We start from the raw sequence: 21,586 nt of genomic DNA, 5'->3' as shown, positions 1-21,586 counted from the left end.
GTGACTGCCGTGCTCGCGGTGCTGACGGCCGGGCTCATGGGCCTGCACCGGACGGTGCCCAACCAGGTCGGCCGGCTGGGCAGTCTGCTGGAGGCCTTCCTCCCGTGGCTCGGCCTGGTGGCCGTGGTGCTGCTCGTGGTGGCCCTGGTGCGCCGTTCGGCGGTCGCGCTGGTGGTCGTGCTGCTGCCGGTGGCGGTCTGGACCCATCTGTTCGGCGGGCTGCTCGGGACGGGGCACGGTGCGCGGGACGACCTGGTCGTGGTGCAGCACAACGTCAGTGACGTGAACACCGACCCGGCGGGTACGGCCCGCGTTCTGGCCGGTGCGGGACCTGATCTGATCGCGCTGGAGGAGCTCTTGCCCGCGGCGCTGGCGGTGTACGAGCGGACCCTCGGCCCCGACTACCCGTACCACGCCGTGCGCGGCACCGTCGGGCTGTGGTCGAGGCATCCGCTGACCGATGTCCGGCACGTGGACATCAAGCCTCGGCAGATCACGGAGCCCTGGAGCCGCGGGCTGCGCGCGGTAGTCCGTACGCCCCGCGGCGCTGTTGCGGTGTATGTCGCGCATCTGCCCTCGGTCCGGGTCGGGGTGAGCGGCTTCGCCTCCTCGTGGCGGGACGAGAGCGCCGGCCTGCTGGGCCGGGCCATCGCCGCCGAGGAACTGGAGACGGTGCTTCTGCTCGGTGATCTCAACGGCACCGTCGACGACCGCGGGCTGGCCCCGCTGACCTCCCGGCTGAACACGGCGCGCCAAGGCTTCGCCTTCAGCTTTCCCGCCGCTTTCCCGCTGGCCCGGATCGACCAGGTCATGGCGCGCTCGGCGACCGTCGGCCACATCCGCACCCTGGCGCGCACCGGCAGCGACCACCTGCCGGTGGCCGCCCGGATCGTACTGGGCTGACGCGGCGACCTCGATGGAAGTGGGCGGGGCGGCGCTCGCCGCCCCGCCCGGAGGTCAGGCCTGGGCCACGGCGGTGCGGGCGGCGTCGAGCTGGGCGAGGAGCTTCTCCAGGTCCCCGAGGGTGACCGCGCCCCCGGCGAAGCTGAGCAGGCGGCCCACCGGGACGGACGCCATCAACCTGGCCATGTCGACGCCGAGCCCATCACTCTCGGCGGCAGGCTGCGGCATGGGCATCAGCGATCCGAGGACCTCGGCGGCGCCGGGTGCGGCCAAGACCTCGCCCAGTGTGGAGTCGAGGGTGAGGGGCAGGACGAACACGTCGCCTTCCACCTCGACGGTGGCCGTGGCGCGGATGTCGCGGCTGGAGGCGGCGGCGCGCACCTCGTAGCCGCCGCCCTCGACGACCCAGCGGTTGCCGCGGATGTCCCAGTACGCCAGGTCCTGACGTTCGATCAGCACGCTCACCCGGTCGCCGGCACCCGGTGCGAGCGTCACCACGGTGTGGGCCTTGAGCTCCTGGGGCGGACGGGCGACCGACGAGCCGGGCTTGGCGACGTAGAACTGGACGATCTCGCGGCCGGCCCGCTCGCCGGTGTTGGTGACGGTGACGGTCGCGGTGACACCCTCGGCGCCGGCGGTCAGTTCGAGGTCGGAGTAGGCGAAGGCGGTGTACGACAGTCCGTGCCCGAACGGGTAGGTGACCTCGATCCTGCGGGCGTCGTACCAGCGGTAGCCCACGAACAGGCCCTCGCCGTAGGCGACATGGCCGTGCTCGCCGGGGAAGTCCAGGTAGGCGGGGGTGTCTTCGATGCGTGCCGGTACGGTCTCCGTCAGCCGCCCGGAAGGGTTGACCCGCCCGAACAGCACATCGGCCAGCGCGCCGCCGCCCGCCTGGCCCAGCAGCGCGCCGTCCAGTACGGCCGGAGCCAGTTCGTCCACGTCGGCCAGTCGCAGTACGCCGCCGTGCGAGAGGACGACGACGGTACGCGGCTGGACCTTGAGCACGGCGGCCAGCAACTGAAGCTGCCCGGCGGGAAGTTCGATGTGCTCGCGGTCGAAGCCCTCGGACTCCTGGTGTGCTGCCAGGCCGAGGAAGACGACGGCGGTGTCCGCCGCCGCCGCGGCTCGGACGGCCTCGTCCCGCAGCGTGGCCGCGTCGCCGGAGCCGTCGGTGGTGAAACCGGCCGCGTAGCTGACATCGCTGCCGGCGGCGAGGGCACGGATCTCGTCCAGCGGTACGTCCACGCGGGTCGGGTTCACGTGCGAGCTGCCGCCGCCCTGGTAGCGCGGGGACTGCGCGAACTCGCCGATCACCGCGAGGGAACGGCCCTCCTCCAGCGGCAGCACGGCCTGCCCCTGGACCGGGTCGTTCTTGAGCAGGACCACGCAGTGGGCGGCCACCTGCCGGGCCAGCCGGTGATGCGCGTCGGCGTCGAACGCGACGACCCGCGCCGCGCGGCCCGCCTGGGCCTTCGCGGCCAGCGCGACCACGCGCGCGGCTGCCCGGGCGAGTACGGCAGCGTCCAGTTCCTCCGCCTCGACCGCAGCGACGACCTGCGCGTCGGTGACCCCGCCGGTGCCGGGCATCTCCAGGTCGAGGCCCGCCGCCACCGCCTTGACGCGATCCGAGACCGCGCCCCAGTCGCTGACCACGACGCCGTCGAAGCCCCACTCGTCGCGCAGCACCTGGGTGAGCAGCCAGTGGTTCTCGGCGGCGTAGGTGCCGTTGACGCGGTTGTAGGAGCACATCACCGTCCACGGCTGCGCCGTCTGCACGACGTGCTGGAAGCCGCGCAGATAGATCTCACGCAGCGGGCGCGGGGCGATGTCGGAGCTGGAGCGCATCCGGTCGTGCTCGGTGTTGTTGGCGGCGAAGTGCTTGAGCGAGGCGCCGACACCGGTCTCCTGGAGGCCTCGCACCCAGGAGGCGGCGAGCGCGCCGGTCAGGTGGGGGTCCTCGGAGTAGTACTCGAAGTTGCGGCCGCAGCGCGGGTCCCGCTTGATGTTGATGCCGGGGCCGAGCAGTACGTCGACGCCGAGCGCGCGGCTCTCCACGCCCAGGGCCGTACCGACCCTTCCGGTCAGGTCCGGGTCCCAGCTCTGCCCGAGGCCGACCGCCGGAGGGAAGCAGGTGGCGGGCTCGCTGCCCGCGAGGCCGAGGTGGTCGGTGGCGCCCACCTGGCGGCGCACTCCGTGCGGCCCGTCGGTGAGCACCAGCGAGGGGACGTCGTCGACCTGCTTGGTGCTCCAGAAGTCGGCGCCGCTGCCCAGGGCGGCCTGCTGCGCCGTGGTGAGGGAAGCGGGGGCGTTCGCGGTCACGGGAGTCTCCTCGGGTCGTGCGGTGCCTGCCCTACGGGACGGCGGTAGAGCCGGTGGAGCGCGTGTGGCGCCGTCGGTGAGCGCGCGCCGGGGAGAGCCTCGGCCACCCTGCCGACGCAAAAACAGTATGACATTCGGTTTTCGGCGACAAGGGGTCCCACCAGCGAATTTCCGGTGCCGTAGAGTCGTGCGCATGGCACGACGTGGTTCGTACGCGAAAGGCATCGCCAAGCGGGAGGAGATCCTCGACACGGCGCTCGACATCGTGGCGCGGGTCGGCTACAGCCGCGCGACGGTGCGCGAGCTCGCCCAGGCGGTCGGCCTGAGCCAGACGGGACTGCTGCACTACTTCGGGACGAAGGAGCAGCTCTTCGTCGAGATCCTGCGCCGCCGCGACGAGGTGGACCGGAGGCTGCTGGAGGAGCCCTTCGGATCGGCGGCCGATGCGTCGCCGGACCTGGGTCGGGTGTTCACCGCGCTCGTCCGCCACAACGCCGAGGTGCCGGGCCTCACGCAGCTCTTCTCACGCTTCGCGTCCGAGGCGACCGAGCCCGGCCATCCGGCCCACGCGTACTTCCGCGACCGCTACGCGACCGCGCGCGACCTCGTCGCCGAGCTGGTCCGGGACCGGCAGACGGCCGGGGCGCTGCCCGTGGGCCTCGACCCCGACCGCCTGGCCGGTCTCCTCTTCGCCCTCATCGACGGGTTGCAGACGCAGTGGATGTACGACCCCGAGATCGATATGGCCGACCAACTCGCCTACTTCTGGAGTTTGTTCATCCCCTCGTCCGCGGTTGCGACCGCCGGGCCGTCGGATGCCGCGCAGTCCGGGTGACGGGCGGCCGGACGTGACGCGTCAGTGAGCGGCGGTTCGCAGTTCCGCGATGGTCGTGGCGGTGAGCTCGCGGGGTGTGTGCTGGGGGTCGACGAGGACGACGGTGCGGTGCGTGCCGTGGGCCAGGGCGGTGGTGAAGCTGCCGTCGGCGAACTGGGCGAGGGGTCCCCGGGGTGAGCGGCCGATCGCCACGGCGCGTGCGTGGACCCGGTCCGCGTGGGCGGCCAGGGCCCGGCCCGCTGCGGCGTGGTCGCCGACGCTGCGCAGGACCTGACCCGTGGCGCTGACGCCTTGGGCGGTCAGACGGGCCAGATGCGCACCGACCGCGGCGCGGGCCTGCTCGTCGGTCTCCGTGTCGACGGCCTGTTCCTCGACGACGGCTGTCTGCTGGACGTGCACGATCTCCAGGGCGCTGCTGGTGTCGTGGGCGAGCCGGGCGGCCGCGTCGACGACGGCGTCGGCGCCGGGGTGGTTGCCGACGGCGACGATGACGGAGGCTTCGCCCCGTGCCGCCTGGTTGCCCACCGGGATCAGGGCGGGAGTGAGGTGCTCGGGTTCCATGGGGCGCTGCTCGGCCGCGGTGAGCAGCTTGTGGCCGCTGGCCAGGACCGGAATGGCGAGCAGGAAGCTGGCGGCGCCGACGTAGAAGGGGACGCCGAGGTCGGTGGCGTCCGCGATCTTTCCGGCCGCGTAGGGGGCGAGGCCGCCGCCGATGAAGCGGACGAAGCCGTACGCGGAGGAGGCGACGGGCCGCTCGACGGGGGAGACGAGCATGACCGCCTGGGTGGTGAGCGTGTTGTTGATGCCGATGAAGATGCCGCTGACGATGACGGCCGTGATGACCACGGACGGGGTGTCGACACCGGCGGCGATCACCGCCATGACGATGCCGAGGCCGACGAGGTTGGCGTAGAGCACGGGCGCGGTGCCGTAACGGGCCTGAAGACGAGGGGCGAAGAACACGCTGAAGGCGGCCACGAGCAGACCCCAGCCCGTGAAGACCAGCCCGAGTTCGTGGGCGTTCAGCTCCATCGGGTAGGGGGCGTAGCCGAGCATGGTGAAGAAGCCCCAGTTGTACAGCAGGGCCATGATCCCCATGGTCAGCAGACCGCGGTGGCGCAGGGCGGCCAGCGGGGCGAGGGGAGAGGTGCGCTTGGCCGGCCTGGGCAGCTGCGGCACGAAGGCGACGGTGGCGATCAGCGCGATGGCCATGAGGGCGGAGACACCGAAGAACGGGCCGCGCCAGCTGATGGCTCCCAACTCACCGCCGAGCAGCGGTCCGACGGCGATGCCGAGTCCGAGAGCCGTCTCGTAGAGGATGATCGCGCCGCCGAAGCCGCCGCTGGCCGAGGCGACGATGACGGCCAGGGAGGTGGCGATGAACAGCGCGTTGCCCAGTCCCCAGCCGGCGCGCATGCCGACGATGCCGTTGATGGAGCCCGACATGCCCGCCAGGGCGGCGAAGACGACGATGACGGCGAGTCCGGCGATGAGGGTGTGCTTGGCGCCGATCCTGCTGGAGACCCAGCCGACGATCAGCATCGCCACCGCGGTGACGATGAGGTAGCTGGTGAACAGCAGCGAGACCTGGCTGGGTGTGGCGTGGAGATCGCTTGCCAGGGCGGGCAGGATCGGGTCCACCAGGCCGATGCCCATGAACGAGATGACACAGGCGAACGCCACGGCCCAGACGGCCTTCGGCTGTTTGAACGGGCTGGCGACCTTCTGGTGCGGAGCGCTCATTCGAGATCTCTTTCTGGGCGTCGGCATGCGCCGACATGGGCCGACATGGTGTGAGCGGGACGAGACCGGAAGCCGGGGGAAGCCGTCGGCGGCGTCAGACGGGGGTCTGCCGGTGCTGGACGGCACGCGCCAGGGCGGGCAGGGCGACCTGTACGGCCTGCCGTTCGTCCGCGGTGAGTTCGTCGACCAGTTCCTGGAGGGCGTCCATGCGTTCGGCGCGGCGCTGCCGGAAGAGTTCGAGTCCGTCGGCGGTGGCCTCGACCAGCACGCCCCGGCCGTCGCTGGCATCGGCGGTGCGGCGTACCAGACCGTCCCGCTCCAGACGGGTGACGAGCTGCGTCATGTTCGGCTGTGACACGCCCTCGGAACGTGCCAACTCGGTCAGCCGGTGGGCGCCTTCGCGGCCCAGCCGGGCCAGGACGGAGGAGGCCGCGATGCTGAGGCCGCCCGAGGTCGCGCTCTGCCGCACGTAGCGAACCATCTGTTCCACGGCACCGATGAGGTCGTCGGAGACCATCTCTGCGGTGCCGTGGTCCATAACCTGCTTATGCATAACTGCATTATGCATGTAGGTGTAGCGTGAATCAATCATGTCGGCGCAGGTTTTCGGGGGCGCGGGCCGCGCCGCAGCCCCGTCGGGCTGCGGCGTGAACGGCACGCCCGCTCATGGTTGCTGACGTGCCGTCCGGGTTCGGGTCAGCGGTTCTTCCACTGCGGAGGGCGCTTCTGGGCGAACGCGGTGAGGCCTTCGACCATGTCGTCGCTGAGGCCTCGTCCGGCGGGCGGACTCCAGCCCGAGCGAGGCCATCCAGAGCCTCACCGATCGGCTGGCCGAGCTCGTCGCCGAGGGGCCGATGCACATCTGACGACCGACACGGGCACGCATGCGGAGCGGAATGCGGTTAACGCATGACACATGAGCTTTGAGCGGTATCGTTGACGTTGTGAGTATGAGTCTTGATGAGCGTGTACGGTCCGCTGTGGCCGCGCTCCTGCACGCGGCCGGTGAGTCGCAGACCGAACTCGCCGCAGCCCTGGGGGTGAGTCAGGCTCAGGTGAGCCGCCGGCAGTCCGGTACGGCCGCCTGGAGTCTGGCGGACTGCGACGCGGTGGCCGCGTACTACGGCATCGACGCTCTCGACCTGCTCGCGGGGCCCACCAGGGCCGCGGAGTCGCTGCCCGCGGAACGCCGCAGGATTCCCGGCCGCCATGCGAGCGGCGCACGCTCCGCGGCCCTGCGGGACGGGGGCGGGCGATGACGGACTTCGGCGCGATCGATGCCCTGCTCGCCTCGGCCAGGCAGGAGGCCGTGCTGCCGCCCGCCGGGGAGCGGCGTGCCCTGCGCGAGGGGCTGAACCTCTCGCGCCCCCAGCTCGCACAAGCCTTGAATGTCAGCCCGTCCACGGTCGGGGGCTGGGAGTCCGGGCGGGACCCGAGCGGCGAAGTGCGGGAGAAGTACGCGTACTTCCTTGAAGGGGCGAAGGCGAAGCTGGCCGCCGAGACAGCGGATGCGGTCGGGGATGCCGGGGACGAGGAGTCGCAGGACGAGGTTCGCGCGGATGCGGATGCGGATGCGGATGCGGATGCGGCGGACGCGTTTCACTCGGCTGCGGAGCCGGAGGCCGGCCAGGACGACGACCTCGACGTGCTCGCTGTTCCCCAGCCGTGTGTGCTGTGCGGGCAACCCGCCTGCCACCAGGTCGCCGGGTTCCCGCAGCACCTGGACCCCGCCGAGTGCGCGGCGCCCGGCTCCCCGCGACCGACCGTGCCCGCGGCCTCCGTACCCGCCCCTTCCGAGTCGGCCCGTCCGTCCGCGGACCGCGGCGGCCAGGGCGTTCGGATCGTCGCGGCCGGACGCCGGGTGCGGCCCGCGGACGCGGAACCCGACCTGATCCACCGGGCCGTGACCGAGGCGCTGGCTCAGCACGCCGGCGACGTCGAGGCGGCGAGTGCCGCGCTGCTCAAGCGGGCGATTCCCGACGCGATGGCCCTGCTGGACCACACGCGCAGGGGCGGCCGCTACGACATCGTCGCGCACCCCTGGCTGCCCGACATCCTGCGCAAGCAGAGCGCCCGGGGCGCCGACCAGGTCTGGGAGGCGCGCCCCAAGTGGACCCGCCCCGAACTGCCGCCCGGCGAGCACGCGGTGACCGCCCTCGACGTCAACGGCGCCTACCTCTCCGCCCTCAAGACCCACCTGCCGATCGGCCAGCTGGAGCACTCGGTCGGCGACGACCACGACCGGCGCCGCGCAGGCGTCCACCTGATCACCCCGCCCGACTGGGAGCACGACGCCTACCTGCCCAACCCGATCGGCAACAGGGACGAACCGGGCCCGCTGTGGGTGACCGAACCGACCCTGCGCCTGCTGCTGCGTCTGGCGGGCCCGAAGTACGGCCTGTGCGACCCGCCGCGGATCCACGAGTCCTGGACCTCCGGTGCCACGGAGCAACTGCTGGAGAAGTTCCGCGTCGCCCTGAAGGACGCCCGGGACCGGGCGATCGCCGACGACGACGAGGTGACACTGGAATACGTCAAGGCGATGTACGCGAAGTTCGTCTCCACGCTGGGGGAGTCGAACTACAACCGGGAGCTGTACCGCACCGACTGGATGCACCTCATCCGCTCCCAGGCGTTCGCGAACCTGTGGTGGAAGGCCCACCGCGCCTACGACGAGGGACTGATGGTGGTCCGCGCCATGGGCACCGACGAACTGCACGTCACCGGCGACTGGCGCGCGGTCTTCGCCGAAGGTCGCGGCGTGACCGAGGTGAAGGTCAAGGACACCTACACCGTCGGGACGGATGGCCCGCTTTCACGAGCCGGTACAGTGATCCACCCATCGAGTACCGGAAGAGACGATGCCTGAACGGAACATCGAGTTCGGCAGGTACGGTGCGGGCGGCATCAAGGGCCATCAGGCCGTCGCCCGCCAACTGGACGCGCTCGCCGGGTACATCGCCACGCCCGTCACCGCCCGCCGCGGCCTGCTCGCCCGGCTGCACTACCTCACCCGCACCGACCACGCCCGCGCCGCCGCCCGCGCGGCCGGTCTGACGGTCACCGCCCGCACCCTGCGCGCCTGGCTCCAGGGCACCCGCTCACCCTCGCGGAAGAACCTGGAACTCGTCGAGCGGGCCTACCGCACCGTGCGGCGGGAGAACGTCGCCCGTCACCTCACCGCCCGCCTCAACCGCGAAGGCCGCGGCACCCGCGTGGAGATCCACCCGCTCAACCAGTCCCAGGTCGACCGGCCGCGCCAGCGCGTGGTGGAGTTCCGCACCCTGAACGTGCGCCGCTGGGACCGCATCGTCGCCGCCTGGGCGGCCGACGACGACCGCGCACTGGACGACGCGTGGATCGACCAGGTCGTCGACCTCGGCTCGCAGTGGGGCCAGTACGAGTACGTCACCAACGTCGGTTTCGCCGCATGAGACGTGGATCGTCGGGCGGACGCCGCTACGGGTCCAGATGGTTGCTGCGCGCGTCCCTCGCCGCGCGCCGGGGCGGGACGCACGCTCTTCCGGTCTAGGGTCCCAGGCCGTGGCTGATGTTCCCGATGATCTGATCAGGCTGGAATGTGCTGCCGAGACGCAGCGTGCCAAATTGGCCGGGCTCTCTGGCGACGAGTACGAAGCGCAGTGGCGGGTCTGGCGCACGGCGGCGGAGGAGTTCCAGGCCGCGGCGACGGCGTACGCAAACCGCGACGACGTGACCATGTCCCGCTACGAGGTCGAGCAGGCGGCGAAGAAGGCGGTGCGGCATGCGCAGGAAGACCCGGCCGTGGAGTAGTCCCGTGTGGGCGGCGGCGGGCCCGACGTGCGGCCGCCGTGACCGCGTGATCCGTCCCGGGCTCCACACGGTTCGGTGTGCCGTCAAAGCCGATTGATCGATTTGGTTTAGATTGCCCAGATATGAGCGAAAGTGGCGGGATCGGCCGTCGATCGGCACTGAAGGGCATCGCCGTCGCGGGTATCGCAGCGGTGCCCGGGGCAATCCTGGCGGGCCGGCAGCGTGCGGCCGCGGCGACGCTGTTTCCGCAGCCTGCCGTGTCGGCCGCGCGACTGGTGCCGGGTTCGGCGTCGGGGGTGGTCGAGCAGACGCTCGACGTCCGGCTCACCGACGTCCTCGTCCCTGGCTACCGCCGGGTGACCACGCGTACGTACAACGCAGCGATCCCGGGGCCGACCCTGCGCGTGCGCGGCGGGCAGACGCTACGGCTGACGCACGTCAACGGCCTGCCGCCCGACCCGTCCCACACCGGCGACTCCCATACGCCGCACCACCCCAACAGCTTCAACCTGCACACCCACGGGATGCACGTCTCCCCGTCCGGGAACGCCGACAACGTGCGGCGCGCGTTCGCGCCGCGCACCGCGGAGGAGGCCGCGGCCGGTGTCGCGGAGCCGCAGTACGTGACGACCATCGAGGTGCCGTCCGATCATCCGGCCGGCACCTACTGGTACCACCCGCACCTGCACGGATCCACCGCGGAGCAGATCGTCGGGGGCATGGCCGGGGTGATCGTCGTCGAAGGGGACGTCGACGAGGTCCCGGAGATCAAGGCGGCCGCCGACATCGTCGTCTGCATCAATGAACTGAAGTTCAAGGACGGCAAGGTCCCCGCCTTCACCTCGGGCGGTTGGGTGAACGGCGTCCCGTCCACCTTCACCGTGAACGGCGCGGTCAATCCCACCCTCACGCTGCGCCCCGGCGAGGTCCAGCGGTGGCGGCTGGTCGCCGCGACCGCCTTCACCGCTCTGCGCCTCCAAGTCGCCGGTGAGCAGGGCAGTCTGACGCTGCACCAGATCGCCCAGGACGGCGTCACCTTCGACGCACCCCGCGCCCGGAACCTGCTGGACCTGGCCATGGGCAACCGAGCCGACATCCTCATCCGCGGCGGCACGGCGGGCCGTTACGAACTGCGGGCCGACATGGTGCCCGAGCCGCTGATGACGGTCGTGGTGGCCGGGGAGCCCGTGAATCCGCCGATGCGGCTGCCGGCCTCGCTGCCGCCGGGCAGGCCGTTCCTCGACGAGAAGGACATCGCCAACCCCGGCGCGGACCGGGAGGTGGTCTTCCATGCCGACGCGCGCGTCTTCGCCGGGGCGTTCCCCAACGCCTTCCGCATGCTGGGCACCAACGCGACCCCCGCGGCACATCCCGACGGCGACCTCACCCGCGACCCGGCCTACGGCCTGTTCGACCCCGATTACATCAACCACACCCTGCGCCTCGGCACCGTAGAGCGATGGACCGTCCGCACCGACGAGACCGTGCCGGTGCACAGTCACCCCTTCCACCTGCACACCAACCACGTCCTCCTCACGCACCGGAACGGCAAGCGGCTCGACCCGCCGGTCTGGCACGACACCATCGGTCTGACCGGCGGCGCGCCCGGCCAGTCCGCCACCTTCCTGGTCAAGTACGAGGACTTCACCGGCGATGCCGTCGCCCACTGCCACCAGCTCCAGCACGAGGACCTCGGCATGATGCAGACCGTGCGCTACGTCGAACCGGCAGAGTCCCAAGGACACAGCCGCAGGAGCTGACTCCCCGCGGGCAGCCCGACCCGCGCTGCGGCAGCAGGGGCGGCGCGGACTCGACCGGTTCGCACCGCCCTGACCGGCCCATGAGATGCTCTCCACCATGTTCGACAGCGAGCGCGGCCGACGGGCGACGGCAGGCGTCGAGGCCCACGTTCGCGGCTTCTTCACCGGCCATGCGATCACGGTCGACGACTACGACCTGGGACCCGGGCGACGGGAAGCGGTTCCGGACCTGAGGATCCTCACCGTCGGCCCGGGACCACGCGCCGACGGCTGGGCCTACCTCACCGCCGGCTGCTGGGCCACGGCCGAGCAGGAGGGCCACGGCCTCGAATTCGTCCTCACCGCGCCCGTCCACGACGAACGCTTCGCCGATCTCCTGGCCATGACCGCGTGCTACCACGCTGATCACCACCTCGACCTCGAGCACAGCCTGCCGATAGGGGAGCCCTGGCTGCCCGGGTCCCACTGCGACCACCTGCTGATCAGCCTCCCCTACCTGCACGGCCCCGACCTGGAGCACTGCCCGTTGCCGGACGGTCATGCCCGCGTCCTCTGGGTTCTGCCGGTCACCGCGGCCGAGATGGCATACCGCCGCGAGCACGGCCACGAAGCACTCGAACAGCTCTTCGACGAGCATGCGATCGTCCCGACCGATCCAAGGCGCCCGTCCGTCGTCTGAACCTCGCGAGCGTCACAGGGCACGAGCGGCAGTCGGGGGTCGTGCCGACGGCCCGGGTACGGGAGCCGCGTCATCCGCCCTTCGGACCGGCCCGGCGTGCCAGATTGGAAATAGGCCCGTGCGCAGGCACGGTAGGAGGCCGGACCAGGGGCCTCGGAGTCCCGCACATCGGGCCGGCCGCAGTCGGTGCGGCCGAGCAGGCGGGAGCACAGGTGGCGTCGTGGCTTTCCCCGGCGGACGTGGACCAGGTCACCGGGTACCTGGACCTGGCGGGGGTGGCGATCTGCGGCCTGCTGGGCGGGACGGTGGCCCGGGTAGCGGGCCTGGACCTGTTCGGCTACCTCGCCGTGGGGACGGTCTCCGGGCTGGGCGGCGGCATCATCCGCGACACCCTGCTCCAGCGCGGCACCCCGGTGGCGCTCACCGACGCCGCCTATCTGCCGACGGCGATGGCGGGCGCGTTCCTGGCGTTCCTGTTCACCATCGGCGAGGCCCAGTGGAACCGGCTGTTCGCGTGGCTCGACGCCGCGGTCCTCAGCTTCTGGGCCATCGCGGGCACCCAGAAGACCCTCGCCGCGGGACTGGCCTGGCTGGCCGCCGTCCTCATCGGCACCGTGTCGGCCGTCGGCGGGGGAGCGGTACGCGACTTGCTGCTGAGCCGCGTACCTGCTGTCCTGGGAGGCAACGGCCTGTACGCCACCGTCGCGGCGGCCGTGTCCGGTGTGTACATCGTCTGCGCGCGGCTGGGCGCCCCCACGATCGGCATCGTCGTCGGCATCCTCGGCGGCATGGTGCTGAGACTGGTCGCCAACCACCGCAACTGGAGTCTGCCCGGCGGTCTGCCACTGGAGCCAACGCGGGCATTGAAGCAGGTACGCGGCCGCACGAGCAGGTACCGCACCCGGGCCGCGGGCGAGCACACGAAGCAGGAGCCGCCGGATGACGAAAGCCGTTGAGAGCGTGCTGGCCGGCCTGGACGCGATCCGCGACCAGGTGGAGGACTTCTACCGGGACCTGCACGCCCATCCCGAACTGGGACTGGCCGAGACCCGCACGTCCGCCCGCGTGGCCGAGCGGCTGCGGACCTGGGGATTCACCGTCACCGACGGCCTCGGCGGAACCGGCGTGGTGGGTGTGCTGTCCCACGGCAGCGGACCCACCGTCCTGCTGCGCGCCGACATGGACGCCCTCCCGGTGCTGGAGGCCACCGGCCTTCCCTACGCCGCCACCGCCACCGCCACCGACCGATCGGGCCGCGAGGTGCCGGTCATGCACGCCTGCGGACACGACGTCCACGTCTCCTGCCTGCTCGGATGCGCGCAGCTCATGGCACAGGGCCGGCAGAGCTGGCGGGGCACGCTGGTGGTGCTCTTCCAGCCGTCGGAGGAGAACGGCGACGGCGCCGACGCGATGCTCAAGGACGGCCTGACCGACCGCGTGCCCCGCCCCGACGTGGCCCTCGCCCAGCATGTGCTGCCCTATCCGGCCGGATACGTCGGGGTGCGTCCGGGGCCTTTTCTCAGCGCGGCGGACAACCTGCGCATCACCTTGTACGGGCGCGGTGCCCATGGCTCCATGCCCCAGTCCGCGATCGACCCGGTCGTCCTGGCCGCGCTGTGCGTCCTTCGACTCCAGACCATCGTCTCCCGTGAGGTGGCGGCCACCGATCCGGCGGTGCTGACGGTCGGCAGCATCCACGCCGGTTCCAGCCCGAACGTCATTCCCGACAGCGCCACCCTCGAACTGAACGTGCGCAGCTACAAGGACGCCACCCGTGCCCGGATCCTCGACGCGATCGGCCGCTGCGTGCGCGCCGAGGCCCAGGCGTCCGCGGCACCCAAGGAACCCGACATCGAGACGCTGTCCGCATTCCCGCCCACCTCCAACGACACCGGCACCGCGGCCCGGCTCGACAGAGCCTTCCGCGCCCATTTCGGCGACGCCGCCGGCACCATCGACCTACAGACCGCCAGCGAGGACTTCAGCGAGATCCCCGACGCCTTCGGGACCCCGCTGTGCTACTGGGGCATCGGCGGGATCGATCCGGAGCAGTACGCCGAGGCAGAACGCAACGGCACCGTCGACCAGGACATCCCGGTGAACCACTCGCCCGCCTTCGCCCCCGTCGTCCAGCCCACCCTGGACACCGGCATCGCAGCCCTGACCGTCGCCGCACTGGACTGGCTCGCCGAAGACCGGACAGCTCAGCCGGGGGGAGCCACGGAGGCCGACGCTTCAGGGTGACCAGGTGGCCACGAAGCAGCTCACGCCGTCCACGGTCTCGGTGTGCAGGAGACGGTGAGTGGTCAGGTCCCAGTCGGCCCCGTCCAGCAGCTGCCAGGGCGAGCGGCCCGACACCTCCAGCTCACGAGCGAGCCCGACATCCATGGTCGGGAAGAATCCGGTCACGTCACCGCTGGACAGTGCGGCGGCGATGCCCGCGTCGATCTCCTCGACCCGCGGGTCGGGGCGATGGGCTCCGTCCGCTCCGGCGTGGCTCGGACCGTTCCCGATCACCAGCAGACCGACGCGGTCCGCCCATCCCGCCAGGTGGACGCCGTCCTCGCCGTTCATGGGCCAACTCCGGGCGTCGTCCAGCTCGTAGGCGCGCACCGGACCGCTCCAGCCCGCCTGTTGAAGCAGCCGCGCTCCGACGCCGAGCGCCATCGGCAGGCTGTCCGCCGGTGCCTCCGGGGCCCGGCCGTGCCCACGCCGTACGCCCGCGGGAAGCCCGTGCTCCCGTGCGGACGGCAGGAATCCCTCCTCGTGGAGAAAGGACCGCGTACCGGGCCCGACCACGGCCACGATCTCAGGATCCTCGGCCAGTACGGCCGCCACCGCCTCCGCGCACGCCACGCGCAGCCGCTCCGGCGCGGCAGGCGTGCCCACGTCCGTCGCGAACGTGAGCGACGGCAGGCAGGGACAGATGGCAGCGGCCACGAGCATGCGCCGCAGCCTAGCCGTCACGTCCCGGGGCTTACGCCGCCGGTGTCGTGCCGGGGCTTACGCCGCCGGTGTCGTGCGCGTTCGAGGCGGGGCCACCGAGCGACGCTGCTGCCGAAGGCCGAAGTCCCGTCGGCGTCTCACCGGGCGGATCGTTCGGGGATCCGCGGAAGAACCTTCTCGGCGATGTCGACGAGGGCTTGGTCGTCCGGGAGGGCTCCGGACGTGCTCCACACGGTGATGTCGCAGTAGCCGCCCCGGTCTTCACGGTCGAACATCCGGCGATCTCACCAGTACAAGATCACGACCGCCATGATGGAAGCCACAATCCCCGTTCAGGGCGACGGTGGTTGAGTGCCGGTCGCCAGGGTGCGGTCGTGGAATTTCTGGCGTGCCAGGGTCTCGACCCTGCGCATTCCGCGGCGAGTTCTGGTGAGCCCCCGGGATACGTCCGCGAGCGGCGCGGCAGCCTCGTAGCGCTGGCTGAGGACGCTTGCGGAGTGGGGCTGCCACTCTCCCTGGTGTGCGTGCTCGGCCGTGATCCGGCCGCACATGGTGATGAGTTCCGTCAACGATCGAATTCGGCTGCTCATCGATCGTTGATGGACGGAGTGGGGGTGCGTAGGCTGCCAGGCGCGCCGCGGAAGCGCGGCGTGGCAATCCCAACCCCGGGAGTACACCAGTGGAATCGAAGGTGCCTCTCCGCGAGACGCTGGAACGCCTCAGGACGTACATGGACACCGAGGACGGCAAACAGTCACACCTGCTCGACCCCCGCGAACTGGCAGCGAAGACAGCACTGCCCGAAAAGACCGTCCGCAGCCTACTCGGTGGCGGCGGTGCGCCGGACGACAGTGTCAACGACCGTGTTCGCGCGCGCATCAAATTGCTGGCCACCGCCCGTCTGGACCGTACCCGCACACGCATGTCGGACCTCGCCGCGGAGATCCACGAGCAGGTGGGCGTGTCCGAATACTGGGCCCGCCAGGTCTGTGACGGCAAAAAGGTGCCGAGTGTCGAACTCCTTCACAGCCTGGTGGACTTCTTCCAGGTCGACGGGGGAGAGGCGTTTTTCACCGCACCGGCCGACGAGGCCCTCAACCGGGTCCTCCTGCCGGTCCTGCGTCGCTTGGAGGGTCCTGAATCGGACCCCGTGCTGGCTCTGATGGAGAAGTTCGGAGTGCGGAGCGCGGATCTGCGCACGGACGGTTCCATGACCCGTGATCAGCTCGAGCGCGTCCTGGGCGGAGTCCTGCGGTCCGTGCTGCCCCAGAAGGGAGACCCTGACGATGAGTACCAAGGCCATGAAACTCCTGATCGCCGCCCTGGGTGAGGAGGCCTCGCGGTCGATCCAACGGCCGGCTGAACCTGAGGTCGTGATGCGGGAGTTCTGTCGAGCCATGAGCGTGCGCGCAGGTCGGCCGATCCGGCTTGTGTTCCGCGCGTTCCCGCCGGACATCCCCGTCTCCGGCATGCGCCTCGACTGCGCGGACCAGTCCATCATCGTGGTGGAGGAACACACGGCCCCCGAGGCCCAACTGGTCATCCTGGGACATGAGTTATGGCACGAGGAACAGGGTGACTGCGGCGAGCACCCGGTCGGGTACCCGGCCGCCGCCCGTGCCCTGACCGCCGACCGGACGCCCGAGGCGATCCAGCGCGCCGTGGAGCAGTTCCTGGCCGCACACGAAGTGCCCCGCGAAGCCGTGCTGGCCGTCGCGGCCCGAGCCGAATCCGCCGACGAGCACGAAGTGGACGCGGAGACTTTCGGCCTGCTGTTCGGCAGGGAGGTGCGCACCTGGATGCGGGGCCGGTACGCGGAGGGTCCCCTCAGCCCGGCCACCGTCGAAGGGCGCATCACGCTTTCGCTGAGCCATAGAAGCGGGCGCATCCTGTGACCGTCGCGAACTTACACATTTCCTATGCGATACCGACCGTGCTGTTGGTGCTGGCGCTTGTTCTGAAGTTCCCGACGCTTCTGCGTGCCTGGCGCGATCCGGACGTGCGGGCGACCACGCTGCTGCTGACCTGGGCCGCAGCCGTCCTCGTCGTCATCACGCCCGCCAACATCGAGCGGCTCAACCAATGGACCGGCGTCCCGAACATCGCCGCGCCGTGGGCCTATTCGTTCCTCACCGCGTTCTGCGCCACGAGCCTGACCATGATCATGCGGTGGCGGGAAGAGCCGTCCGAGCGGCGTCGGCGCCGGATGCGCCTGATCTACCTCGTCTATGCGGGTGTCATCGCCGCCCTGTGGGTGACGTTCCTTCTGGCGGATGTCCCCGTCCCGCGGATCTACGACCTGGACACCTACTACGCCGGCACCGCTTGGATGCGCGAGCACATCCTGCTCTACCTCCTGGCGCACATGGTGTCGGCGCTGGTCGCCGCCTACATGCTCTGGAAGTGGTTTCCCCAGGTGGAGAACCGCTGGATGAAGTCGGGAGTGGTCTGCCTGCAGTCGGGGTTCGCCTTCGGTCTTCTCTACGACGCGGCGAAGTGGGCCGCGATCGGAGCTCGCTGGGCCGGAACCGACTGGGATGCCCTCAGCACACAGGCGGCACCGCCGTTCGCACTCCTGGAGGCCATTTTGGTGGCCATGGGCTTCATCGTTCCCCAGGCGGGACCCTTCCTCCAGAAGTGGACCCGTGACCAACGTGAGTACCGCCGGCTGTACCCCCTGTGGCGAGCGACCCGCCTGCTGTCCCCGGCGGCGGCCAAGGCCCGCATCGGAGTGTGGGCACCCCTGGACCTGCGTCTGCTGCAACGCCGACAACGCATTCACGACGCCCTGCGTCTGCTCTCTCCTTATGTGGACGACGGTCTCTACGCGCGGGCGTACACGGCAGCGCTCGGCACGCACACCGAGAAGGCAGCACACGGCATCGCCGGGGCGATCACCGTGCAGGCAGCCACCGACGCCTATCGAGGAGCAGGACCCCTTCATCACTCCGGCAATCCCGCTCCGCAGTCCACCTCCGAACTGAGCGACCGTATCGACGCCGTCTCCCAAGCCATGCACCGCCCGCGAATCGTCGACAGCATCCGTCACGAAGTGATCAGCACAGAAAGCGTGAATCCGCATGCCTGACAGAGCCACCGCCGGTCGGCCCACCGCGATCGTCATAGGCGCGAGTGTCACCGGTCTCCTCGCCGCGTCCGTGCTCGCCGAGTTCGCCGATGTCACCCTTGTCGAACGCGACGTCCTGCCCGCCGGACCGCAGCCGCGTACCGGTGTGCCCCAGGCCCGTCACGCGCACCTGGTGTGGAGCGGCGGCGTCAGAGCCTTCGACGACCTCGTGCCGGGGCTCGTCGACGGCATCGTCGCCGGTGGTGGCCGTCTCGTCCACATCATGGGCGACATGGTCTCCCGCGCCCCCAACGAGATCTGGTTCCGGCGCTTCCTGTCCACTCATCACCGCAACCTGGTGTGCTCGCGGGACCTCCTCGACTCCGTGCTCCGTGACCGCGTCCTCGCCCACGAGCGCATCACTCTGCAACAGCACACGACCGTCCACGCGTTGGAAGGCGACGCCCGGCGGGTCACCGGCATTCGGGCAAGTGCGGGAGACCAAGAACTCACCATCTCCGCCGACTTGGTCATCGACGCCTCCGGGCGTGGCTCCCGCGCCCCCCACTGGCTGCGCGACCTCGGCCTCCCGGACGTCACCGAACGGACGGTCAACGCCGGCGTCGCCTACGCCACCCGCCTCTACCGGGCCCCGGGCACCACCGAGAACATGGACTTCCCGCTGGTCAACGTGCAGGCCAACCCCGCCGCCCCGCCCGGCCGCGGCGGCATCATCCTGCCCGTCGAGGGCGGCCGCTGGATCGTCACGCTCTCCGGTACACGGGGCGGTGAACCCACCGCCGACCCCGAAGCCTTCGTGGACTTCGCGCTCGCTCTCGGCGACCCGGTCATCGGAGACCTGATCAAGGGCGCCGAACCGATCGGAGGCGTCGAGACCACCCGGGCCACCGGCAACCGACGCCGCTACTACGAGAAGGCCGAGCGCTGGCCGGAGGGGTTCTCGGTCCTCGGTGACGCGGTGGCCGGCTACAACCCGGTCTACGGCCACGGCCTGACCGTCTCCGCCCAGAGCGCCCTCGCCCTGCGCCGCGTCCTGCGCCGCGCGCACCTTACCGACCCAGGCGCCGCTCTCCGTGTCCAGCGCGCCGTGGCCCGTCCCGTCGCCGCCGCGTGGGACCTGGCCGTCGGCCAGGACGCGTTCTATCCCGGAGCCGCCGACACCCCGCCCACCGCCGTGGAGAAGTTCCTGGCCCGCTTCGTCGATCGAGCCGTCGCCACCGGCGCCCGCAATCCGCGAGCGCTCGGCGCACTGCTCGACGTGATGAGCCTGGAGAAGCCGGCCACCCGGCTCTTCTCACCCGACATGCTCCTGCCCATGCTGTTCGGCCCGCGCAAGCCGTTCCTGGAGGGCCCGCCGGTGACGGAGGCCGAACGGAAATCGGCCATGCCCTGACGAACACCCCGATGCCCCGGCGGACTTCCGTCACGGCCGCGACCGGCGTCGCTGCCACGCGGTGTCCGGTGCCCACGCACCGGGCAGCCGTGTCGGCAACGCCGTGGGTCGTCATACCCGGTCGGCCGGGGCCGGGGAGTCGGGCTTCTCCTCGGGGGCGGGAGCGGTGCCGGTGACGATGCGGTGGATCGTCTCCAGCGGCAGCTTCGGTGAACCGTCCACGTAGAGAAGGCCGTTGGTCTCCTGGGCGGTGTCCATGAACTGGGTGTAGCAGAAACCCGCGACGATCGGGCTCTTGTGCAGCACCCCGAAGATGTCGCCGAGCAGGGCGGCGTACTGCGTGTCGGAGCTGGTTCGCGTGTAGGAGAACTCGTCCTCCTCCGCGCCCACGGACAGACCGCCGAACTCCGTGAGCATCAGCGGGGCTTCACCGGTGCGGTAGCGCTCCGTCTGGCGTGCGTCGAGGGAGAGGACGCGTCCGGCGGGGCCCGGCGAGGCGAGCAGTGCCTCGAATCCGTCGGTGTCGCCGTAGCGGCGGGTGAGGAGTTCGGGGTCGGAGGAGTAGTCGTGCACGCCCATGATGTCGCTGTCGGTGTGCTCCCAGCCCTCGTTGGACATGACCGGGCGGGTCGGGTCCAGGGCGCGGGTGAGGTTGGCGAGGGCGACCGTGTAGGCCCGCTGCGCCGGGTCGTTCGCCATGTCGGAGCAGCCCCAGCTCTCGTTGACCGGGACCCAGGTGACGATCGAGGGGTGGCTGCGGTCGCGGCGCACCATGTCCAGCCATTCGCGGGTGAGCAGTTCCACGGCCTCGGTGCCGTACTCGTAGGCGGCTCCGGTCTCGCCCCACACCAGCAGGCCGAGCCGGTCGGCCCAGTACAGGAAGCGCGGATCCTCGGCCTTCTGGTGGATGCGGACGGCGTTGAAGCCCATCGCCTTGATCAGTTCGACCTCGCGGCGCAGTTCGGCGGTGCCGGAGTTGGCGATCAGAGTGTCGGGGCGATAGCCCTGGTTGAGCACCGAACGCACGTAGTACGGGCGGTCGTTGAGCAGGAAGGCGCCCCGGCCGACGCCTGCGCTGCGCAGGCCGATGTAGCTGTCGACGGTGTCGAGGACCTCGGAGGTGGCGGCGTCGCGGACGGTGACCCGGGCGTCGACGAGTGTGGGCCGCTCGGGGCTCCACAGCAGGTCCTCGCGGTCGATGCCGTTGCGCAGGGCGGGGACGACGAGGTCGACGCGGCCGCGCGGGGTGTGGACCGAGGTGGTGGAGCGGGCGAGTGTCCGGCCTTCGTGGCTGAGGACGATGTCCACGGTCACCGGGGTGGCGGGTGTGGAGGCGAGGGTGATCTCGGCCTCGACGCCGCGCATCGGGTCGGGGATCCAGGCCAGGTCGGTGATGTGCTGGGCGGCGACGGTCTCGGTCCACACGGTCTGCCAGATGCCGGTGGTGCGCTCGTACCAGACGGCGTGCGGCCGGTCCTGCCAGTCCTGCTTGCCGCGGGGCTGTGCCAGGTCGGCCGGGTCGTCCTCGGCGCGCACGACGAGTACGTGTTCGTCGGCGCCGGGGCGTAGCGCGTCGGTCACGTCGGCGGTGAACGGGGTCTGGCCGCCGATGTGTTCGGCCACCAGCGTGCCGTCCAGCCACACCTTGGCCCGGTGGTCGACGGCTCCGAAGTGCACCAGTGCCCGCTCGCCGCCGCTGACGGCGAGGGTGGCGTGGGGGATGCGGCGGCGGTACCAGACCACCGCGTGCGGAGCGGTCTCGCCGATGCCCGAGGCGGGGGCCTCGGGCGGGAAGGGGACGGTGATCTCCCGGTCGAAGGCGCCCGTCGCCTGCTCGGAGAACCATGCGTCGCGCTCGCCGTCGCGGGCGTCGTCGTACCCGAACTCCCAGACGCCGTCGAGGCTGTGCCACCGCTCCCGGCGCAGGATCGGCCTCGGATACGTCCCGTCCTGCTCGCTCGCCCTCACGGATCCTCCTCCTGCCCTTTTCCGGAATTCCCGGCATGGGCGTGTTTCTACGATCGAAGCCCTGTCATCATGAGTGATCATTTGCATCGATGCAAGACCTGGAGGAGATGCGACGATGAGTCGGGGCTCCGCGGTGCGGCAGACTCTGAGTTCCTGCCGG

The 21,586-nt window shown here is 70.9% G+C and carries 21 protein-coding genes; 14 read left to right on the top strand and 7 right to left on the bottom strand.

The window, feature by feature from the left end:
- Positions 1-903, top strand: a 903-nt coding sequence (locus FNH09_RS46985; RefSeq protein WP_238426448.1) for an endonuclease/exonuclease/phosphatase family protein, incomplete at its 5' end; no start/stop codon positions are given.
- 54 nt (positions 904-957) lie between these two features.
- Here FNH09_RS46985 and FNH09_RS04510 read toward each other — a convergent pair.
- Positions 958-3,222, bottom strand: coding sequence for a glycoside hydrolase family 3 C-terminal domain-containing protein (locus tag FNH09_RS04510; protein WP_338017466.1), 2,265 nt, complete (start codon positions 3,220-3,222; stop codon positions 958-960).
- A gap of 193 nt (positions 3,223-3,415) precedes the next feature.
- Between FNH09_RS04510 and FNH09_RS04505 the strand changes: the two genes are divergently transcribed.
- Complete coding sequence (locus tag FNH09_RS04505; RefSeq protein WP_152885408.1) at positions 3,416-4,057, top strand: TetR/AcrR family transcriptional regulator; 642 nt, start codon at positions 3,416-3,418, stop codon at positions 4,055-4,057.
- A gap of 21 nt (positions 4,058-4,078) precedes the next feature.
- On the opposite strand, the gene FNH09_RS04500 is transcribed toward FNH09_RS04505, so the two are convergent.
- Entirely contained in the window at positions 4,079-5,800 is a 1,722-nt protein-coding gene (locus FNH09_RS04500; protein ID WP_152885407.1) for an MFS transporter, read from the bottom strand.
- A 94-nt stretch (positions 5,801-5,894) separates the two neighbouring features.
- The gene (locus tag FNH09_RS04495; RefSeq protein WP_152885406.1) at positions 5,895-6,353 is read right to left on the bottom strand and encodes a MarR family winged helix-turn-helix transcriptional regulator; all 459 of its coding nucleotides are present in this window, start codon (positions 6,351-6,353) and stop codon (positions 5,895-5,897) included.
- A 397-nt stretch (positions 6,354-6,750) separates the two neighbouring features.
- Between FNH09_RS04495 and FNH09_RS04490 the strand changes: the two genes are divergently transcribed.
- The 8 genes from FNH09_RS04490 to FNH09_RS04455 all read left to right on the top strand — a co-directional run bounded on the left by FNH09_RS04490 (position 6,751) and on the right by FNH09_RS04455 (position 14,275).
- The gene (locus FNH09_RS04490; protein ID WP_152885405.1) at positions 6,751-7,059 is read left to right on the top strand and encodes a helix-turn-helix domain-containing protein; all 309 of its coding nucleotides are present in this window, start codon (positions 6,751-6,753) and stop codon (positions 7,057-7,059) included.
- Positions 7,056-8,669 carry a helix-turn-helix domain-containing protein gene (locus FNH09_RS04485; RefSeq protein WP_152885404.1) on the top strand — a complete coding sequence of 538 codons (1,614 nt, stop codon included), beginning with the start codon at positions 7,056-7,058 and terminating at the stop codon, positions 8,667-8,669. The genes FNH09_RS04490 and FNH09_RS04485 overlap by 4 nt, the downstream gene beginning before the upstream one ends.
- Complete coding sequence (locus tag FNH09_RS04480; protein WP_152885403.1) at positions 8,662-9,234, top strand: transcriptional regulator; 573 nt, start codon at positions 8,662-8,664, stop codon at positions 9,232-9,234. Before FNH09_RS04485 ends, FNH09_RS04480 begins: the two co-directional genes overlap by 8 nt.
- 109 nt (positions 9,235-9,343) lie before the next feature.
- The gene (locus tag FNH09_RS04475; protein ID WP_338017465.1) at positions 9,344-9,592 is read left to right on the top strand and encodes a hypothetical protein; all 249 of its coding nucleotides are present in this window, start codon (positions 9,344-9,346) and stop codon (positions 9,590-9,592) included.
- A gap of 122 nt (positions 9,593-9,714) precedes the next feature.
- Entirely contained in the window at positions 9,715-11,352 is a 1,638-nt protein-coding gene (locus FNH09_RS04470; RefSeq protein WP_152885402.1) for a multicopper oxidase family protein, read from the top strand.
- Between the two features lie 97 nt (positions 11,353-11,449).
- A complete protein-coding gene (locus FNH09_RS04465; protein ID WP_238426447.1) occupies positions 11,450-12,031 on the top strand; it encodes a suppressor of fused domain protein in 582 nt (193 codons plus the stop codon).
- Positions 12,032-12,243: 212 nt separating this feature from the next.
- Positions 12,244-12,987 carry a TRIC cation channel family protein gene (locus tag FNH09_RS04460; protein ID WP_162468098.1) on the top strand — a complete coding sequence of 248 codons (744 nt, stop codon included), beginning with the start codon at positions 12,244-12,246 and terminating at the stop codon, positions 12,985-12,987.
- Positions 12,971-14,275 carry an amidohydrolase gene (locus tag FNH09_RS04455; RefSeq protein ID WP_152885400.1) on the top strand — a complete coding sequence of 435 codons (1,305 nt, stop codon included), beginning with the start codon at positions 12,971-12,973 and terminating at the stop codon, positions 14,273-14,275. Before FNH09_RS04460 ends, FNH09_RS04455 begins: the two co-directional genes overlap by 17 nt.
- Here the strand turns inward: FNH09_RS04455 and FNH09_RS04450 are convergent.
- The 3 genes from FNH09_RS04450 to FNH09_RS04445 form a co-directional block, all read right to left on the bottom strand.
- On the bottom strand, positions 14,267-14,977 hold the full coding sequence (locus FNH09_RS04450) for a class III extradiol ring-cleavage dioxygenase family protein (RefSeq protein WP_152885399.1): 711 nt from the start codon (positions 14,975-14,977) through the stop codon (positions 14,267-14,269). The genes FNH09_RS04455 and FNH09_RS04450 overlap by 9 nt on opposite strands.
- 137 nt (positions 14,978-15,114) lie before the next feature.
- Entirely contained in the window at positions 15,115-15,252 is a 138-nt protein-coding gene (locus FNH09_RS47525) for a hypothetical protein (RefSeq protein WP_202919590.1), read from the bottom strand.
- A 57-nt stretch (positions 15,253-15,309) separates the two neighbouring features.
- Positions 15,310-15,567 carry a hypothetical protein gene (locus FNH09_RS04445; RefSeq protein ID WP_152885398.1) on the bottom strand — a complete coding sequence of 86 codons (258 nt, stop codon included), beginning with the start codon at positions 15,565-15,567 and terminating at the stop codon, positions 15,310-15,312.
- A gap of 140 nt (positions 15,568-15,707) precedes the next feature.
- Here FNH09_RS04445 and FNH09_RS04440 point away from each other — a divergent pair, with 140 nt between their 5' ends.
- From FNH09_RS04440 to FNH09_RS04425, 4 genes are read left to right on the top strand one after another with little or no spacing between them, the layout of a single operon-like run.
- Positions 15,708-16,307, top strand: coding sequence for a hypothetical protein (locus FNH09_RS04440; protein ID WP_152885421.1), 600 nt, complete (start codon positions 15,708-15,710; stop codon positions 16,305-16,307).
- On the top strand, positions 16,264-16,872 hold the full coding sequence (locus tag FNH09_RS04435) for a toxin (RefSeq protein WP_152885397.1): 609 nt from the start codon (positions 16,264-16,266) through the stop codon (positions 16,870-16,872). The genes FNH09_RS04440 and FNH09_RS04435 overlap by 44 nt, the downstream gene beginning before the upstream one ends.
- Complete coding sequence (locus tag FNH09_RS04430; protein ID WP_162468097.1) at positions 16,869-18,065, top strand: MAB_1171c family putative transporter; 1,197 nt, start codon at positions 16,869-16,871, stop codon at positions 18,063-18,065. The genes FNH09_RS04435 and FNH09_RS04430 overlap by 4 nt, the downstream gene beginning before the upstream one ends.
- Positions 18,058-19,458, top strand: a complete 1,401-nt coding sequence (locus FNH09_RS04425) for an FAD-dependent monooxygenase (RefSeq protein ID WP_152885394.1) — start codon at positions 18,058-18,060, stop codon at positions 19,456-19,458. The genes FNH09_RS04430 and FNH09_RS04425 overlap by 8 nt, the downstream gene beginning before the upstream one ends.
- Positions 19,459-19,569: 111 nt before the next feature.
- On the opposite strand, the gene FNH09_RS04420 is transcribed toward FNH09_RS04425, so the two are convergent.
- Positions 19,570-21,426 (bottom strand): glycoside hydrolase family 2 TIM barrel-domain containing protein, encoded by a 1,857-nt coding sequence (locus FNH09_RS04420; RefSeq protein ID WP_162468096.1) that lies wholly within the window; start codon positions 21,424-21,426, stop codon positions 19,570-19,572.
- Between the last annotated feature and the right edge of the window lie 160 nt (positions 21,427-21,586).

Origin of the sequence: Streptomyces adustus (assembly GCF_009377175.1) — a bacterium.
GTDB classification, from domain to species: domain Bacteria; phylum Actinomycetota; class Actinomycetes; order Streptomycetales; family Streptomycetaceae; genus Streptomyces; species Streptomyces adustus.
Note: the sequence above shows the minus strand (reverse complement) of the source record. Positions and strands in the feature narration are given on the sequence as shown.

Bases quoted from the DNA above. Each gene is read 5' to 3' on its own strand.
- FNH09_RS04445 (WP_152885398.1), bottom strand. From the start codon at position 15,567: ATGAGCAGCCGAATTCGATCGTTGACGGAACTCATCACCATGTGCGGC.
- FNH09_RS47525 (WP_202919590.1), bottom strand. From the start codon at position 15,252: ATGTTCGACCGTGAAGACCGGGGCGGCTACTGCGACATCACCGTGTGG.
- FNH09_RS04480 (WP_152885403.1), top strand. From the start codon at position 8,662: ATGCCTGAACGGAACATCGAGTTCGGCAGGTACGGTGCGGGCGGCATC.
- FNH09_RS04450 (WP_152885399.1), bottom strand. From the start codon at position 14,977: ATGCTCGTGGCCGCTGCCATCTGTCCCTGCCTGCCGTCGCTCACGTTC.
- FNH09_RS04465 (WP_238426447.1), top strand. From the start codon at position 11,450: ATGTTCGACAGCGAGCGCGGCCGACGGGCGACGGCAGGCGTCGAGGCC.
- FNH09_RS04495 (WP_152885406.1), bottom strand. From the start codon at position 6,353: ATGCATAAGCAGGTTATGGACCACGGCACCGCAGAGATGGTCTCCGAC.
- FNH09_RS04455 (WP_152885400.1), top strand. From the start codon at position 12,971: ATGACGAAAGCCGTTGAGAGCGTGCTGGCCGGCCTGGACGCGATCCGC.
- FNH09_RS04425 (WP_152885394.1), top strand. From the start codon at position 18,058: ATGCCTGACAGAGCCACCGCCGGTCGGCCCACCGCGATCGTCATAGGC.
- FNH09_RS04440 (WP_152885421.1), top strand. From the start codon at position 15,708: ATGGACACCGAGGACGGCAAACAGTCACACCTGCTCGACCCCCGCGAA.
- FNH09_RS04435 (WP_152885397.1), top strand. From the start codon at position 16,264: ATGAGTACCAAGGCCATGAAACTCCTGATCGCCGCCCTGGGTGAGGAG.
- FNH09_RS04500 (WP_152885407.1), bottom strand. From the start codon at position 5,800: ATGAGCGCTCCGCACCAGAAGGTCGCCAGCCCGTTCAAACAGCCGAAG.
- FNH09_RS04470 (WP_152885402.1), top strand. From the start codon at position 9,715: ATGAGCGAAAGTGGCGGGATCGGCCGTCGATCGGCACTGAAGGGCATC.
- FNH09_RS04490 (WP_152885405.1), top strand. From the start codon at position 6,751: ATGAGTCTTGATGAGCGTGTACGGTCCGCTGTGGCCGCGCTCCTGCAC.
- FNH09_RS04485 (WP_152885404.1), top strand. From the start codon at position 7,056: ATGACGGACTTCGGCGCGATCGATGCCCTGCTCGCCTCGGCCAGGCAG.
- FNH09_RS04505 (WP_152885408.1), top strand. From the start codon at position 3,416: ATGGCACGACGTGGTTCGTACGCGAAAGGCATCGCCAAGCGGGAGGAG.